This window comes from Streptomyces sp. BR123 (genome assembly GCF_013401435.1).
Lineage (GTDB): Bacteria > Actinomycetota > Actinomycetes > Streptomycetales > Streptomycetaceae > Streptomyces.
The window spans coordinates 1-16,694 of the sequence record NZ_JACBGN010000158.1 but is presented as its reverse complement, the minus strand read 5'-3'; the positions used below and the strand labels follow the sequence as shown (position 1 = coordinate 16,694).

The following is a 16,694-nucleotide window of genomic DNA, read 5'->3' as shown; positions in this document are numbered from 1 at the left end:
CCCCCCGCGTACGCCTGCCGCATACGCCGCCGCGGGGCGCGTCGGGGGAGCCGCCCGCACCCCCGGTCACCAGCCGCGTCCCGGCTCGCAGGGTTCCCCGGTCCGGCCGCGTCCTGCGCCGTGACCCCCACTCCCGGCCGGGGGCAGCGGCACCTAAGATGACCTTCGGCGTGCCATTCGGCCCGCTCATCGCCGAGGACGGCGACATGGGAGGAAGCCCGGTGCGATTCCGGCGCGGTCCCGCCACTGTGAACCCGGCAGAGCAGCCGCCGACCCGGGTGAGTCAGGAACTCCCGCCGTCCTCAACTGCCCGGGGCGCGGAAACCCCGAGGAAGGCCTGCCGCCGCATGATCCTGCTGCTGTCGACGTCCGACACCGATCTGCTCAGCGCCCGAGCGGCCGCGGACGGCCCGGTGCCGTACCGGTTCGCGAACCCCTCCCGCCTTCACCTCGACGACCTCCCCGGCCTCCTCGACGGCACCGAGCTGGTCGTCGTACGCCTCCTGGGCGGCCTGCGCGCCTGGCAGGACGGCCTGGACCTGCTGCTGGCCGCCGAGCAGACCCGCCCCGTCGTCGTCCTGACCGGCGAACAGGCCCCGGACGCCCAGCTGATGGAGGCGTCGACGGTCCCGATCGGCATCGCGGCCGAGGCACACGCCTACCTGGCGCACGGCGGCCCCGCCAACCTGGAGCAGCTGGCCCGCTTCCTGTCCGACACCGTCCTGCTCACCGGGCACGGCTTCGAGCCGCCCGCCGCCGCCCCCACCTGGGGCGCCCTCCAGCGCCCGGTGCCGGCGAGCGCGGCGGCGGCCACGACGCCGCCCGTCCCCGCCCCGCGGATCGCGGTGCTCTACTACCGCGCCCACCAGATGAGCGGCAACACGGCCTTCGTCCACGCCCTGTGCGACGCGATCGAGGCGGCGGGCGGCTCCCCGATGCCGCTGTACGTGTCCTCCCTGCGCACCCCGGAGCCGGAGCTGCTGGCCACCCTGGAGGCGGCCGACGCGGTGATCACCACCGTGCTCGCGGCCGGCGGCACCCGCCCCGCGACCGCCTCCGCCGGCGGCGACGACGAGTCCTGGGACGCGGGCGCGCTCGCCCGCCTGGGCGTGCCGGTGCTGCAGGCCCTGTGCCTCACCGGTTCGCGCAGCGCCTGGGAGGAGAACGACGAGGGCCTGTCGCCGCTCGACGCCGCGACGCAGGTCGCCGTGCCCGAGTTCGACGGACGCCTGATCACCGTCCCGTTCTCGTTCAAGGAGTTCGACGAGGACGGCCTGCCCGCGTACGTGGCGGACCCCGAGCGGGCCGCCCGCGTCGCGGGGATCGCCGTACGCCACGCCCGGCTGCGGCACATCGCCCGCGGCGACAAGAAGATCGCGCTGGTCCTGTCCGCCTACCCCACCAAGCATTCGCGGATCGGCAACGCGGTCGGCCTCGACACCCCGGCCAGCGCGATGGTGCTGCTGCGCGCCCTCATCGACGGCGGCTACGACTTCGGCCCCGCCGAGGAGATCCCGGGCCTGGTGTCCGGTGACGGCGACGAGCTGATCCGCGCCCTGATCGAAGCCGGCGGCCACGACCAGGACTGGCTGACCGAGGAGCAGCTCGCCCGCAACCCGGTCCGCATCCCGGCCGCCGACTACCGGCGGTGGTTCGCCGAGCTGCCGGCCGAGCTGCGCGAACAGGTCGAGGAGCACTGGGGCCCGGCGCCCGGCGAGATGTTCGTGGACCGTTCGCAGAACCCGGACGGCGACATCGTCCTCGCGGCCCTGCGCCGCGGGAACCTGCTGATCCTGATCCAGCCGCCGCGCGGGTTCGGTGAGAACCCGATCGCGATCTACCACGACCCCGACCTGCCGCCCTCGCACCACTATCTGGCCGCGTACCGGTGGATCCAGGCCCGCGCCGAGGACGGCGGTTTCGGCGCCGACGCGATGATCCACCTGGGCAAGCACGGCAACCTGGAGTGGCTGCCGGGCAAGAACGCCGGCCTGTCCGCGGCGTGCGCGCCCGATGCCGCGCTCGGCGACCTGCCGCTCGTCTACCCGTTCCTGGTCAACGACCCGGGCGAGGGCACCCAGGCCAAGCGCCGCGTGCACGCCACCCTGGTCGACCACCTGGTGCCGCCGATGGCGCGCGCGGAGTCGTACGGCGACATCGCCCGCCTGGAGCAGCACCTCGACGAGTACGCGCAGATCAGCTCCATGGACCCGGCGAAGCTGCCCGCGATCCGCGCGCAGATCTGGACGCTGATCCAGGCGGCGAAGCTGGACCACGACCTGGGGCTGGAGGAGCGCCCGGACGACGACGGCTTCGACGACTTCCTGCTGCACGTCGACGGCTGGCTGTGCGAGGTGAAGGACGCCCAGATCCGCGACGGCCTGCACGTCCTCGGCGGCGCGCCGACCGGCGAGTCCCGCGTCAACCTGGTCCTGGCGATCCTGCGCGCCCGCCAGATCTGGGGCGGTACGACGGCCCTGCCCGGCCTGCGCGAGGCCCTCGGCCTGGACGAGTCCGCGGCCACCCGTACGTCCGCCGACGAGGCGGAGGACACGGCCCGGGCGCTGGTCCAGGCGATGGAGGACGCCGGCTGGGACCCGGCCGCGGTGGCCCCGGTCGCCGCGGGCCGTTCGGCGGACGTGGCGGCGGTACTGGACTTCGCGGCCCGCGAGGTGGTGCCGCGGCTGGCCGGCACGACCGACGAGATCGCGCACGTGGTGGCGGCCCTCGACGGCCGGTTCGTCCCGGCGGGCCCGTCCGGCTCCCCGCTGCGCGGCCTGGTCAACGTGCTGCCGACCGGCCGGAACTTCTACTCCGTGGACCCCAAGGCCGTCCCCTCCCGCCTGGCGTGGGAGACCGGCCAGGCGCTCGCCGACTCCCTCCTGACCCGCTACCGCGCGGACAACGGCGAGTGGCCGGCCTCCGTCGGGCTCTCCCTGTGGGGCACGAGCGCGATGCGCACGGCGGGCGACGACGTCGCGGAAGCCCTGGCCCTGCTGGGTGTCCGGCCGGTCTGGGACGAGGCCTCGCGCCGGGTGACCGGCCTGGAGCCGATCCCGCCCGCGGAGCTGGGCCGCCCCCGCATCGACGTGACGCTGCGCATCTCGGGCTTCTTCCGGGACGCGTTCCCGCACGTGATCGGCCTGCTGGACGACGCGGTACGGCTGGTGGCGTCCCTGGACGAGCCGGCGGAGCAGAACTTCGTCCGGGCGCACGCCCAGGCGGACCTGGCCGAGCACGGCGACGAGCGGCGCGCGACGACCCGCATCTTCGGCTCGCGGCCGGGCACGTACGGCGCGGGCATCCTGCAGCTGATCGACTCCCGCGACTGGCGTACGGACGCCGACCTCGCGGAGGTCTACACGGTGTGGGGCGGCTACGCGTACGGCCGCGGCCTGGAAGGCCGACCGGCCCGGGCCGAGATGGAGTCGGCGTACAAGCGCATCACGGTCGCGGCGAAGAACACGGACACCCGTGAGCACGACATCGCCGACTCGGACGACTACTTCCAGTACCACGGCGGCATGGTGGCGACGGTCCGCGCGCTGCGCGGCACGGCGCCGGAGGCGTACATCGGCGACTCCACCCGCCCGGAGACGGTCAAGACCCGCACCCTGGTGGAGGAGACCAGCCGCGTCTTCCGCGCCCGTGTGGTCAACCCGAAGTGGATCGAGGCGATGCGCCGCCACGGCTACAAGGGCGCGTTCGAGCTGGCGGCGACGGTGGACTACCTGTTCGGGTACGACGCCACGACGGGCGTGGTCGCGGACTGGATGTACGACAAGCTGACGGAGACCTACGTCCTGGACCCGGAGAACCGCGCCTTCCTGGAGGAGGCCAACCCGTGGGCCCTGCACGGCATCGCGGAGCGGCTGCTGGAGGCGGAGTCCCGCGGCATGTGGGAGAAGCCGGACCCGCAGGTCCTGGAGGCCCTGCGCCAGGTCTACCTGGACACGGAGGGCAATCTGGAGGGCGAGGCGGAGTAGCCCGCCCGCAGGCTCCGCCTCGCCGCTCCGGCGACCCGGCGCCCGGCCCCACTCCCGCGGTGGGCCGGGCGGCGCGTGGTGCTCGCCCACCGGCCGCAGGCGTCCCGGATCGTCTCCGACCTGCTCGTCCGGCGGACGCCGTCGGGCGGCGGCCCGCCTGAGCGTGCGGGGTCACCTGGCGGGGCCCGTCCAGCCTGCCGGGACGTGGCCGATCCGGACGCGCTGCGGGTGGTCGCCGACGGGGACGGACACCCGCTTGGCGCCGGTGGCGAAGTCGATGGCGGTGACCCGGTCGGAGCCGCTCTCGGAGATCACGCAGCCGGTGCCGTCGCCGTCGACAGTGGCCCAGTACGGCTTGTCGGCGGGGACCAGCGGGCCCTCGGTGAGGGTGGCCCGGTCCACGACGGTGGCGTAGTCGTCCATGGTGCCGGCGATGCACAGCTTGGTGCCGTCGGGGCTCATCGACATGCCGTGGTGGCGGGAGTCGTTGACCCAGGTGGTGCGGTCGCCGCTGGTGGCGGGGTTCTGCGGGAGGGTCTTGACGCGGGTGACCCGGTCGGCGGCGACGTCGTACTCGACGAAGCCGTTGAAGAACGACACCTGGAAGTAGAGCGCGGACTCGTCGGGGCTCAGGGACATCGGCCGCACCGCGTCGGAGAGGTCCTTGCGCCCGAAGGCGTTCAACCGCTCGCGCATGTCGATGGTGCGGACCGTGCGGAAGGTCTGCGCGTCGGCCACTGTGATCTTGCGGTCGCCCTTCGTCCAGTCCAGCCAGGGGGCGTCCAGGGCGGAGGTCACGTCGCCGATGGAGCTGTTCCACAGGAACCGGCCGTCGCGGGTGAAGACGTTCTCGTGCGGCTTGTCGCCGGTGGCGAAGGAGCCGACCTGGCGGCCGGTCGCGATGTCGAGGACGTGGACGGTGTTCGCGGTGGACGCGGAGACGGCGACGCGGCTGCCGTCGGGCGAGACGGCCATGTGGTCGGAGCGGTGTCCGGCGACCGGGAAGCGCCAGTTGATCCGGCCGGTGCGCAGGTCGAGGGAGACGACGTCGGCGAAGCTGGGGCGGGAGACGACCACTGCGGTGCCGTCCGGGGTGGTGTACATGTCGTCGGCGAACTGGTCGTGGCCCTCACCCGCGGTGTGCCGGATCCCGAGGAAGAAGCCCAGTTTGATCGGGTCGAGGTAGATCTCCCGGAGGCGCTCCTCCTTGTCGGGGATCACGTTGATCCGGCCGATGCGCTCCAGGTTGCCGGTGGAGGCGAGGACGTCGGCGGTGCCCTCCCAGTTGTTGCCCACGAACAGCACCTCGCGCAGCCCCGAGCGGGCGGCGGAGGGCGCGGTCGCAGCGGTCGTCGCGGACGCCGAGGCGGCCGGGGTCGCGGCGGCCGCCGCGAGGGCGGCCGCGGCCAGCGCGCCCGCGGCGAGGAGCGTACGGTGCACGGGCGTGCGGGCGTGGCGGTTCGTCCGGGACATACGCTCAACTCCATTGCAGGCGGGCGCTGTTACCGGCGGGTAAAATATGGTGTACGGCGACAGGGCGCAAGCCCTGCGGCTGCGCCCGTTTCTCGTGCCTGCGGGTCAGCGGCCCCGTGGCCGGCCCCGCGGATCCGGGGGCCGCCCCTTCAGGCCACCGAGCCGATCCTGTCGACGACCGTGTTCGAGGTGTCGGGGTGGATCGGGATGTGCCCGCCGGTCAGGGCCGCTCCGGAGCCCCCGCGCCGGTTGGCGACGATCTCGGCGGCGATGGACAGCGCGGTCTCCTCCGGGGAGCGGGCGCCGAGGTCCAGGCCGATCGGGGAGCGCAGCCGGGCGAGTTCGAGCTCGGTCACGCCGACGTCGCGCAGGCGCCGGTTGCGGTCCTCGTGGGTGCGGCGCGAGCCCATGGCGCCGACGTAGGCGACGGGCAGCCGCAGGGCCAGCTGCAGCAGCGGGACGTCGAACTTGGCGTCGTGCGTGAGGACGCACAGGACCGTCCGGCCGTCGACCTCGGTGGTCTCCAGGTAGCGGTGCGGCCAGCCCACGACGATCTCGTCCGCCTCGGGGAAACGCTGCTTCGTCGCGAACACGGGCCGCGCGTCGCACAGCGTCACGCGGTAGCCGAGGAACTTGCCGATCCGCACCAGGGCGGAGGCGAAATCGATGGCCCCGAAGACGATCATCCGCGGCGGCGGGACGCTGGACTCGACGAGGACCTTCAGCGGCTCCCCGCAGAGCCGGCCGTCGGCGCCGATCTCCAGCACACCGGTCCGGCCGGCGTCGAGCATGGCACGGGCCTCGTCGGCGACGGTGCGGTCCAGTTCGGGGTGCCCGCCGAGGCCGCCCTCGAAGCCGCCGTCGCCTCTGACCAGTACGGCGCGGCCCTTGAGCTCGTCCGGGCCCTCGGCGATCCGGGCGACGGCCGCCGCCTCGCCCCCGGAGGCCGCGGCCAGGGCGGCGGCGAACACCTCGCGGCCCGGCGAGCCGACGGGGACCGGGGTGACGAGGATGTCGATGACGCCGCCGCAGGTGAGGCCGACGGCGAAGGCGTCGTCGTCGCTGTAGCCGAAGCGCTCCTGGACGGTCTCGCCGTCCTCCAGCGCCTGACGGCACAGCTCGTACACCGCGCCCTCCACGCATCCGCCGGAAACCGAGCCGATGGCCGTGCCCTCGCTGTCGACGGCGAGGGCCGCCCCGGGCTGCCGGGGTGCGCTGCCTCCGACCGCCACGACGGTGGCGACGGCGAAGTCACGTCCCTGCTCGACCCACCGGTTCAGTTCTTCGGCGATGTCCAGCATTGCGGCCTCCTCGGAGGTTCGGGTTCCAGTATCGGATGCGTGGAGGGTCGGTGCCTTTCGGTCAGGGTCAGTGGACCCCGAGCCAGCCCTCGATGGGGTTCAGTGCGTAGAAGACGATGAACACAGCCGTCAGTCCCCACATGAATCCGCCGATCTCACGGGCCTTGCCCTGCGCGACCTTGATCGCGACGTGCGAGATCACACCGGCTGCGACGCCGGCCGTGATCGAGTACGTGAAGGGCATCAGGACGACGGTCAGGAAGACCGGGATCGAGGTCGCGGTGTCGGCCCAGTCCACGTGGCGGGCGTTCTGCATCATCATCGCGCCGATGACCACCAGGGCGGCGGCGGCGACCTCACCGGGAACGATCTGCGTGATCGGGGTGAAGAAGACGCAGGCGGCGAAGAGGAGGCCGGTGACCACGGAGGCGAGGCCCGTGCGGGCGCCCTCGCCGACGCCGGTCGCGGACTCGACGAACACGGTCTGGCCGGAGCCGCCGGTGAAGCCGCCGATGGCGCCGCCGGCGCCGTCGACGAACAGGGCCTTGGACAGGCCGGGCATCCGGCCCTTGTCGTCGGCCAGCTTGGCCTCGGTGCCGACACCGATGATGGTGGCCATCGCGTCGAAGAAGCCGGCCAGCACCAACGTGAAGACGATCATGCCGACGGTCATCGCGCCGACCTCGCCCCAGCCGCCGAACTCGACCTGGCCGAAGAGCGAGAAGTCGGGCATCGAGACGGCCGAGCCCTCCAGGACCGGCGGGCCGCCGGCCCAGACCTTGCCGTCGACGTCGGCGACGGTGTTCAGGACGGCGGCGAGCACGGTGCCGGTGACGATGCCGATCAGGATGGCGCCGGGGACCTTGCGGGCCTGGAGCATGAAGATCAGCAGCAGGGTGACGGCGAAGAGGAGCACGGGCCAGCCGGCGAGCTCGCCGGTCGGGCCGAGGGTGACGGGGCCGCCGCCCGGGGCGGGGTTCTCGTGCACGAAGCCGGCCTTCACCAGGCCGATGAGGGCGACGAACAGGCCGATGCCCATGGTGATCGCGTGCTTGAGCGCGAGCGGGATCGCGTTCATGATCATCTCACGGAGGCCGGTGACGACCAGGAGGCAGATCACAACGCCGTACATGACGCACATGCCCATGGCCTGCGGCCAGGTCATCTGCGGCACGACCTGCGAGGCCAGCACACCGGAGACGGACAGGCCGGCGGCCAGGGCGAGCGGGACCTTGCCTATGAAGCCCATCAGCAGCGTGGTCAGGGCGGCGGCGAACGCCGTGGCCGTGATCAGGGCCTTCTGGCTCAGGGTGTCCCCGGCGGCGTCCTTGCCGGAGAGGATCAGCGGATTGAGCAGGAGGATGTACGCCATGGCCATGAAGGTCGTGACACCGCCACGAACTTCTCTGCCGACGTTCGACCCTCTGTGGGTGATGTGAAAGTACCGGTCGAGCCAAGAACGCCCGGCGGGATTGCGAGAGCCGTCGCCGGCCTCTTCCGCACTGGTCCTGGGCTCCACGGAGGACTGGGTCATGGTGCCTAACTCCCAAGGTTCACAGGGGCACCCGCCCGAAATCTTCGGACGCGGGATTTGGGAAATGCCGTTGGCTGCACGACCCGGGGTGACGGCCCGAGGCGACGCGATTGCACACTGCGTGTACTGCGGGTACTGCGGGGGTTCTGCGGTACTGGTGACGGCGCGCCGGGGTGCCGGCGCCGCCTCTTCTTCTCTTCGGGGGTACGTGCCGGCCGGGCGGACCGCGAGCGGTGCGGTCCCCGTGTGCCGGACTTGGTGCTCCGGGCGCTGCAGGCGAAGGCGTGACGTTCCGCTGTCGCACCGCCCGGAGAGTCTGGGGTCCGGGGGCCTCGCGACCCCCGGAGGACGCCGTCCTAGAGGGTGCCGGTGAGGGCTTCCGGACGGATCGGCGTCTTGTTGAGCTCCAGGCCCGTCGCCGCCCGGATCGCCGCGAGGACGGCGGGGGTGGAGGACAGGGTCGGGGCCTCGCCGAGGCCGCGCAGGCCGTACGGCGCGTTCGGGTCGGCGAGCTCCAGGTAGTCGACCGGGATGCTCGGGGTGTCGAGGATCGTCGGGATCAGGTAGTCCGTGAAGGAGGGGTTGCGCACCTTCGCGGTCTTCGGGTCCACGATGATCTCCTCCATCACCGCGACACCGAGGCCCTGAACGGTGCCGCCCTGGATCTGGCCGACGACGGAGAGCGGGTTGAGGGCCTTTCCGACGTCCTGGGCGCAGGCCAGCTCGACGACCTTGACCAGGCCGAGTTCGGTGTCCACCTCGACTACCGCGCGGTGCGCGGCGAAGGTGTACTGGACGTGGCCGTCGCCCTGGCCGGTGACCAGGTCGAAGGCGACGGTCGGCCGGTGGCGGAACTCCAGCTCGATGTCGATGGGGTCCTCGCCCTCCAGCAGCTCGGCGATGTCCGCGAGGACCTCGCCGCCGTCGGTGACGACCTTGCCGCCCTCCAGGAGGAGTTCGGCGGTGGCCCACGCGGGGTGGTAGGAGCCGCATCGGCGGCGGCCGATCTCCAGGACCTTCTCGCGTACGGCCTCGCAGGTGTTCTTCACGGCGCCGCCGGTCATGTACGTCTGCCGGGAGGCGGACGTCGAACCGGCGGAGCCCACCTGGGTGTCGGCCGGGTGGATGGTCACGTTGGTGACGCCGAGCTCCGTGCGGGCGATCTGGGCGTGCACGGTGACACCGCCCTGGCCGACCTCCGCCATGGCCGTGTGGACCATCGCGACGGCCTCGCCGCCCACCGCCGACAGCACCACGCGGGCGGTGGAGTAGTCGTCGAAGCCCTCGGAGAAGCCGACGTTCTTGATGCCGACCGCGTAGCCGACGCCGCGGACGACGCCCTCGCCGTGCGTGGTGTTCGACAGGCCGCCGGGCAGCGCGCGGACGTCCGCGCCCTCGCCGGCCGTCTCCCACTGGCGCTCCGGAGGCAGGGGGCGGGCCTTGACGCGGCGCAGCAGCTCGGCCACCGGGGCGGGCGAGTCCACGACCTGGCCGGTGGGCATGATCGTGCCCTGCTCCATGGCGTTGAGCCGGCGGAACTCGACCGGGTCCATGCCCAGCTTCGCCGCGAGCCTGTCCATCTGGGCCTCGTACGCGAAGCAGGCCTGGACGGCGCCGAAGCCGCGCATGGCGCCGCAGGGCGGGTTGTTCGTGTAGAGGGCGATGGCCTCGATGTCCACGTCGTCGACCACGTACGGGCCGACGGAGAGGGAGGAGGCGTTGCCGACGACCGCCGGGGAGGCGGAGGCGTAGGCGCCGCCGTCCAGGACGATCCGGCACTTCATGTGGGTGAGCTTGCCGTCCTTGGTGGCGCCGTGCTCGTAGTACAGCTTGGCCGGGTGGCGGTGCACGTGGCCGAAGAAGGACTCGAACCGGTTGTAGACCATCTTGACCGGCTTGTTGGTCGCGAGGGCCAGCAGGCAGGCGTGGATCTGCATCGAGATGTCCTCGCGGCCGCCGAAGGCACCGCCGACGCCGGAGAGCGTCATGCGGACCTTCTCCTCGGGCAGGCCGAGGACGGGGGCGATCTGGCGGAGGTCGGAGTGCAGCCACTGGGTGGCGACGTACAGGTCGACGCCGCCGTCCTCGCAGGGCACGGCGAGGCCGGACTCGGGGCCGAGGAAGGCCTGGTCCTGCATGCCGAAGGTGTACTCGCCCTCGACGATCACGTCGGCCCGCCTGCGGGCCTCCTCCACGTTGCCGCGGACGATCGGCTGGCGGTGCACGATGTTCGGGTGCGGGACGTGGCCGGCGTGGTGGTCGTCGCGGCCCTCGTGGATGAGCGGCGCGCCGGGGGCGAGGGCGGAGGCCTCGTCCGTGACGACCGGCAGTTCCCGGTAGTCGATCTTGATCTTGGCGGCGGCGCGGCGGGCGGTCTCCGGGTGGTCGGCGGCCACGAGCGCGACGGGCTCGCCGTGGTGGCGCACGCGGCCGTTGGCGAGGACCGGCGTGTCCTGGATCTCCAGGCCGTAGTTCTTCATCTCCGCCGGCAGGTCGGCGTAGGTGAGGACCGAGTAGACCCCGGGCACGGCCAGGGCCTCGGAGATGTCGATGCCCGCGATCTCGGCGTGGGCGACGGGGCTGCGCAGGGTCTGGCCCCAGAGCATGTCCTCGTGCCACATGTCCGAGGAGTACGCGAACTCGCCGGTGACCTTGAGGGTGCCGTCGGGGCGGAGCGTGGACTCGCCGATGCCGCCCTGGTTGTGCTTCTGGGAGACGTTGGTCGGCGTGCCGGACGGGGCGGTGCGGGTGTTGGCCATGGTCAGACCGCCTCTCCCTGGCGGGCGGCCGCCAGGCGGACCGCGTCGAGGATCTTCTCGTAGCCCGTGCAGCGGCAGAGGTTGCCGGAGAGGGCCTCACGGATGTCCTGGTCGGACGGGTCGGCGTTGCACTCCAGCAGCGCGTCGGCCTGGACCAGCAGGCCCGGGGTGCAGAAGCCGCACTGGACGGCGCCGGCGTCGATGAACGCCTGCTGGATCGGGGAGAGCTCCACGCCCTCGCCGGTCTGCGAGTCGGTGCCCTTGGCGGTCCACTGCCCGGCCTCGTCGGTGGAGACGCCCCGGGCGCCGCCGCCTGCGCCGCCGCAGGCGCCGGTGCGGCAGGCATGGCCGTGCTCCTCGCGCTGCCGGGCGAAGTCGGCGAGGCCCTCGACGGTCACGACGTCGCGGCCCTCGACCTGGCCGGCGGCCACGAGGCAGGAGCAGACCGGCACGCCGTCGAGGCGCACCGTGCAGGAACCGCACTCGCCCTGCTCGCAGGCGTTCTTGGAGCCGGGCAGGCCCAGCCGCTCACGCAGGACGTAGAGGAGGGACTCGCCCTCCCAGACGTCGTCGGCCTGCTGCGGACGGCCGTTGACGGTGAAATTGACGCGCATGGTTACGCAGCCCCTTCGAGCGGGCGGCCGTTGCTGCCGCGGTACTGCTCCCACGTCCAGACCAGCTGGCGGCGAGCCATGATGCCGACCGCGTGACGGCGGTACTTCGCCGTGCCGCGAACGTCGTCGATCGGGTTGCACGCGCCGGAGGCGAGCTCACCGAACTGCTTGGCGATCGACGGGGTGATGACCTTGCCGGACTCCCAGAACCCGCCCTCCTCGAGTGCGGCGTTCAGGAACTCCTCGGCGGCCCCGGCCCGGATCGGGGTCGGAGCGGCCGAGCCGATGCCGGTGCGGACCGTACGGGTCTCGGGGTGCAGGGCCAGGCCGAACGCGCACACCGCGATGACCATCGCGTTGCGCGTGCCGACCTTGGAGTACTGCTGCGGACCGGTGGCGTTCTTGATGTGAATCGTCTTGATGAGCTCGTCCGCGGCGAGAGCGTTGCGCTTGACACCGGTGTAGAACGCGTCGATCGGGATCATGCGGGTGCCGCGTACGGACTCGACCTCGACCTCGGCGCCCGCGGCGAGCAGGGCCGGGTGGGAGTCACCGGCGGGCGAGGCACAGCCGAGGTTGCCGCCGACCCCGCCGCGGTTGCGGATCTGCGGGGACGCGACCGTGTGCGAGGCGAGCGCGAGACCCGGCAGCGTTCCCCGCAGGTTCTCCATGATCTGGGCGTACGGGACGGAGGCGCCGAGCCTGGTGACCTCCTCGCCCACCTCCCACTGGCGCAGCAGACCGATGCGGCCCAGGTCGAGGAGGTGATCCGGACGGCGGTGGTCGAAATTGATCTCGACCATGATGTCGGTGCCACCCGCAATCGGCACAGCTGTCGGGTACTCGGCCTTCGCGGCGAGCGCCTCCTCCCAGCTGGCGGGGCGAAGGAAGTCCATGTGTGGCTCTCTTCTTGTAATCGGGTCGTTCACTTCAAGCCAGGAGGCGGACGGGCCCTCGACTGGTCGTTCATGTGGTGTTAACGCGGTGTGGAGCCAGTACACAAGCCGGGCGTCCCCCGGGTGCAGTCACCGAAACCATGAAGGAGTTGGCTGGCGCCCTCCCTCGTCTTGTAGATTCGTATGAAAGGCAGGATGCAACGACCTGCCCGATTTCCAACGGCAACATTCGAGACAGATCGGCGGCGACACCATGCGGCTGCGCGCACTGCTGGAAACCGAGGCGCTGGGGCTGCGGCTGCTGGGCGGCGAGGAAGAACTCGACCGGACGGTCCGCGGCGTCATGACGACCGACCTGAGGGATCCCAGCCGGTACCTCACCGGGGGCGAACTCGTCCTCACCGGCCTGGCCTGGCGAAGAGATTCGGCCGACTCCGAGCCGTTCGTACGAATCCTCGCGAGCGCGGGCGTCGCCGGGCTGGCCGCCGGCGAGGCCGAGCTGGGCGACATCCCGGACGATCTCGTGTCGGCCTGCGCACACCACCGCCTGCCGCTGTTCGCCGTGAACGAGGACGTTGCATTCGCCACGATCACCGAGTACGTCGTACGGCAGGTGTCCGGGGAGCGCGCCGGCGACCTCGCGGCCGTCGTCGACCGCCACCGCCGCCTGATGACCTCGGGGCCCGCGGGCGGTGGACCGGACGTGGTGCTCGATCTGCTCACCACCGACCTCGATCTGCGCGCCTGGGTGCTGTCTCCCACAGGCCGGCAGATCGCCGGAGCGGGAGAACCCCTGGCGCCGGGCGTCTGTGCGGCTCTGGCCGGCGAGCACCTCGCGGCGGTCCGCACCGGGCGCAGGGGCCCGCACCGGATCTCCATCCAGGGTATTACCTACTCGTTGTTTCCGATCAGGGGAGCGGGGCGCGGCCCGGCCGCCCCCGGCGGGACTGCCGGGACTGCCGGGACTGCCGGGCGCGACGTGCGCGAGAGCGTGCTGTCCGACTGGCTGCTGGCGGTCGAGGCGGACGCGGGCGACTGGCCGGCCGAGCGGCTGGACCTGCTGCAGGGCGTGACCCAGCTGATCGCCGTCGAACGGGACCGGCGCGACGCGGCCCGCACGGTGCGCCGCCGGCTGGCGCAGGAGGTGCTGGAGCTGGTCCAGACGGGCGCCCCGCCCGCCGAGATCGCGGCGCGCCTGCGGGTGGCGGCGCCGGTCCTGCTGCCGGGGCTGGGGGCGGCCCCGCACTGGCAGGTCGTCGTGGCCCGGGTGGACTGGGAGGGCGGGGACATCCCGGGTGGCCCGGTGGCCCAGTCGCTGCTGGAGGAGATCCTCGTCGACCCGTCCGCCTCGGGCCCCGAGCCCTCGGACCGGATCGCGGTCGCGCACACCGGCGGCGAGGCGATCGCGCTGGTGCCGCTCCCCGCGCACCCAGGCGAGCCGGGCGAGGACAAGGGCCCCGGCACCGCTCTGCACGCCGACGAGCTGCTGGCCGCCGTACGCGACCCGCTGCAGGCGGGCCTGGACGGCGACGGCCGGCTCACCCTGGGCGTCAGCGCGTCCGTGCACTCGGCCGAGGGGCTGCGCGGGGCGCTGGAGGAGGCGCGGCACGCCCGCCGGGTGGCCGCGGCACGCCCCGGGCAGGTCTGCGCCGCCGGGCACCACGAGCTGGCCTCGCACGTCCTTCTCCTCCCCTTCGTGCCGGACGACGTGCGGCGCGCGTTCACCGCGCGGCTGCTGGACCCGCTGCGGGACTACGACCGCCGGCACCGCGCCGAGCTCATCCCGACGCTGGAGGCGTTCCTGGACTGCGACGGGTCGTGGACGCGGTGCGCGACACGGCTGCACCTGCACGTCAACACACTGCGCTACCGGGTCGGGCGAATCGAGCAGTTGACGTCGCGCGACCTGTCGCGGCTGGAGGACAAGCTCGACTTCTTCCTGGCACTGCGGATGAGCTGAGCAGTTCCGCCGCAGGGGCGGGAAGGGTGTGTTCCGGAAACTGCTGACGCAGTGTCCGGACTTTGTGAAAGAGTTCACCCGACCCCTTGGCCGAACCTGCCGATCCGTGCTCTCATTTCGCCCCAGGGCTCGAAGACGTGCTGCTTGGTTGCTTTGGGGAGGGCAATGTGGCGGACACCGCCATGTCCGGGGCCGAAACCACCGGGGGGGACGACCCCCTCCAGCGGGCGATATGGCGGCTGCGCTCGCGCGGCTGCTGGACCGATGCGGCGGCCCTGCTGGCCCCGCATGTCGACGACGCCGGCGCCGCCGTGCAGCGCACCGCGCTGCTGATCGAGCGGTGCCTGTTCACCGGGCAGGGCTGGGCCGAGGCCGAGGACGCGCTGCGCGTCGCCGAGGCGGTGGCCGCGGACGACGACGAGCGGGGCGCGGCCGCCTGCGAGCGGGGTCACCTGGCGTACGCGGCCACCGTGCTCGGTGTCCGCGACCGCGCGGACGAGGCCCGGGCGGCGCTGGGCCGCGCCGCGGCCCTGCTGTCCCCGGACTCCCGGACCCGCCCGCTGCTGGACCTGCGGCGGGGGCTGGTCGCGGAGCACCTGGCGGACGCCCCGCAGGCGGCGCGGCCGGCGTACCGGCGGGCGCATGCGGGGGCCGCGGCGAACGGGGACACCCTGCTGCTGTCGTTCACGTGGCGGCACCTGGCCGCGCTGGCCTTGCGGGACGGCGAGGTGGCGGAGGCCCGCAAGGGCTTCGCGGAGTCGCTCCGCATCCGCGAGGAGCTCGGCTTCCTGGTCGGAACCGCCCCGGCCCTGGCGGCGCTGGCGGAGGCAGAACCCGAACCGGAGGCCAGCAGGCTCCGCGCCGAGGCCCGCCGCCTGTTCCGCCTCCTGGGCGGGATCCCCACCTGGCTGGCGGACCAACTCCATCCCACCCCCGCCACCTGACCCCGCGGGGCCGGCCCCGCGGGGTCAGGTGGCGGGGGTGACAGAACCGGACATCCGGCCCGGCACCCGGCGGCTCCGCCCGGGCAATCGCCTCAAACGGCGGCGGGGCCGCATCACCGGACCCCGACAACCCACCCCCGGGGCTCTGCACAGACCCGCGCCTCAACCGCCGGCGGGGCCGGTAGGCCGGCGACGCCGACCAGCCGAAGTCCGGCCCCGCCGCACCAGCCCAGCCCCACCCGCACCAACCAGCCCCGGCGTTTGAGGCGCGGGCCGGCCCCCCGAAACGGCGGCGCACCTGCGCACGAACGGGTGAACCTGGGGCCGGGCCGCGGTGCCGACCGACCCGGGCCCGCCGGCGCGGTCAGGCCGCGGCGGAGCCGGCGAAGTGTTCGCGGACCAGCGACTCGACCACCGGGAGATCGCCCGCGATCAGCGCCTCCAGCAGCGCCGAATGCTCCGCGGCATCGGCGACCAGGTCCGCGCGGCGCACCCGCGGGGCGGCAGGAACGGGCCACTGCGAGCGCCGGTGGAGCTCCTCCGCGACCTGGACCAGCTGGTCGTTCCCTTCCAGCGCCAGCACCTCCCGGTGGAACGCCCGGTCGGCCTCCGCATAGCCGGCCAGGTCCCCGGCGGCGGCGGCCGCCGCCGTGGCGGCCGCCGCCGGCCGCAGGGCCGACCAGGTCCCGGCCGGGACCGTACGGGCCAGCCGCAGCATCACGGGGACCTCGATCAGCGCCCGTACCTCGGCCAGCTCGGCCAGCGCCCGCGGGGTGCGCTCCAGTACCCGGAAGCCCCGGTTCGGCAGGCATTCCACGGCCCCTTCGAGGGCCAGCTGCTGCATCGCCTCGCGCACGGGCGTCGCGGACACGCCGAAGCGCTCCCCCAGCGCCGGCCCGGAGTAGATCTCCCCCGGGACGAGTTCGCCGTCGACCAGCGCGGCGCGCAGCGCCTTCAGCACCTGTCCGCGTACGGAATGGCGCAGTACCTTCTGGGTCGGGATCAGAGCCGACACCCCGACACGGGCCGCTGTGTGCACTCGGTCCTCCTGTGGGTCTCGGCCTGTCGGGAGAATAGTTGAATCCGTCCGAGAAGTGTGGATACAGACGGCCCCAGATCGGGTAAGGTAAGGCTTACCTATGTCGATCACGACCTTATGATCGGTGATGACGCATGCCCGCGCCCGCCCTCGCAGCCGCCCCGGCCCCCGCTCCCGTACCCGCGCCC

Annotated in this window: 10 protein-coding genes and 1 riboswitch; of the genes, 3 read left to right on the top strand and 7 right to left on the bottom strand. The window is 73.0% G+C overall.

From position 1 onward, the window contains the following. Positions 1 to 151 precede the first annotated feature (151 nt). Positions 152 to 314, top strand: a riboswitch (cobalamin riboswitch). 33 nt (positions 315 to 347) lie between these two features. Next, on the top strand, positions 348 to 3,986 hold the full coding sequence (gene cobN / locus HYE82_RS22685) for a cobaltochelatase subunit CobN (RefSeq protein ID WP_179175972.1): 3,639 nt from the start codon (positions 348 to 350) through the stop codon (positions 3,984 to 3,986). A gap of 171 nt (positions 3,987 to 4,157) precedes the next feature. On the opposite strand, the gene HYE82_RS22680 is transcribed toward cobN, so the two are convergent. From HYE82_RS22680 to HYE82_RS22655, 6 genes are all read right to left on the bottom strand, one after another. Beyond that, entirely contained in the window at positions 4,158 to 5,459 is a 1,302-nt protein-coding gene (locus HYE82_RS22680) for a YncE family protein (protein WP_179175971.1), read from the bottom strand. A 149-nt stretch (positions 5,460 to 5,608) separates the two neighbouring features. Continuing rightward, on the bottom strand, positions 5,609 to 6,760 hold the full coding sequence (locus HYE82_RS22675) for an XdhC family protein (protein WP_179175970.1): 1,152 nt from the start codon (positions 6,758 to 6,760) through the stop codon (positions 5,609 to 5,611). A 67-nt stretch (positions 6,761 to 6,827) separates the two neighbouring features. Next, positions 6,828 to 8,294 carry an NCS2 family permease gene (locus HYE82_RS22670; protein ID WP_179175969.1) on the bottom strand — a complete coding sequence of 489 codons (1,467 nt, stop codon included), beginning with the start codon at positions 8,292 to 8,294 and terminating at the stop codon, positions 6,828 to 6,830. Between the two features lie 356 nt (positions 8,295 to 8,650). Beyond that, positions 8,651 to 11,053, bottom strand: coding sequence for a xanthine dehydrogenase subunit D (pucD, locus tag HYE82_RS22665; protein WP_179175968.1), 2,403 nt, complete (start codon positions 11,051 to 11,053; stop codon positions 8,651 to 8,653). Between the two features lie 2 nt (positions 11,054 to 11,055). Continuing rightward, complete coding sequence (locus tag HYE82_RS22660) at positions 11,056 to 11,667, bottom strand: (2Fe-2S)-binding protein (RefSeq protein ID WP_179175967.1); 612 nt, start codon at positions 11,665 to 11,667, stop codon at positions 11,056 to 11,058. A gap of 2 nt (positions 11,668 to 11,669) precedes the next feature. Beyond that, positions 11,670 to 12,563, bottom strand: a complete 894-nt coding sequence (locus HYE82_RS22655; RefSeq protein WP_179175966.1) for a xanthine dehydrogenase family protein subunit M — start codon at positions 12,561 to 12,563, stop codon at positions 11,670 to 11,672. A gap of 253 nt (positions 12,564 to 12,816) precedes the next feature. Here HYE82_RS22655 and HYE82_RS22650 point away from each other — a divergent pair, with 253 nt between their 5' ends. Continuing rightward, a complete protein-coding gene (locus HYE82_RS22650; protein ID WP_179175965.1) occupies positions 12,817 to 14,523 on the top strand; it encodes a PucR family transcriptional regulator ligand-binding domain-containing protein in 1,707 nt (568 codons plus the stop codon). Positions 14,524 to 14,690: 167 nt separating this feature from the next. Further along, positions 14,691 to 15,467, top strand: a complete 777-nt coding sequence (locus tag HYE82_RS22645; RefSeq protein ID WP_179175964.1) for a hypothetical protein — start codon at positions 14,691 to 14,693, stop codon at positions 15,465 to 15,467. A gap of 364 nt (positions 15,468 to 15,831) precedes the next feature. Here HYE82_RS22645 and HYE82_RS22640 read toward each other — a convergent pair whose 3' ends face one another. Then, positions 15,832 to 16,506, bottom strand: a complete 675-nt coding sequence (locus HYE82_RS22640) for a GntR family transcriptional regulator (protein WP_309144414.1) — start codon at positions 16,504 to 16,506, stop codon at positions 15,832 to 15,834. Between the last annotated feature and the right edge of the window lie 188 nt (positions 16,507 to 16,694).

Excerpts from the sequence above, each read along its gene's own strand:
- HYE82_RS22660 (WP_179175967.1), bottom strand. The coding sequence starts at position 11,667 with ATGCGCGTCAATTTCACCGTCAACGGCCGTCCGCAGCAGGCCGACGAC.
- pucD (WP_179175968.1), bottom strand. The coding sequence starts at position 11,053 with ATGGCCAACACCCGCACCGCCCCGTCCGGCACGCCGACCAACGTCTCC.
- HYE82_RS22650 (WP_179175965.1), top strand. The coding sequence starts at position 12,817 with ATGCGGCTGCGCGCACTGCTGGAAACCGAGGCGCTGGGGCTGCGGCTG.
- HYE82_RS22655 (WP_179175966.1), bottom strand. The coding sequence starts at position 12,563 with ATGGACTTCCTTCGCCCCGCCAGCTGGGAGGAGGCGCTCGCCGCGAAG.
- HYE82_RS22680 (WP_179175971.1), bottom strand. The coding sequence starts at position 5,459 with ATGTCCCGGACGAACCGCCACGCCCGCACGCCCGTGCACCGTACGCTC.
- cobN (WP_179175972.1), top strand. The coding sequence starts at position 348 with ATGATCCTGCTGCTGTCGACGTCCGACACCGATCTGCTCAGCGCCCGA.
- HYE82_RS22675 (WP_179175970.1), bottom strand. The coding sequence starts at position 6,760 with ATGCTGGACATCGCCGAAGAACTGAACCGGTGGGTCGAGCAGGGACGT.
- HYE82_RS22670 (WP_179175969.1), bottom strand. The coding sequence starts at position 8,294 with ATGACCCAGTCCTCCGTGGAGCCCAGGACCAGTGCGGAAGAGGCCGGC.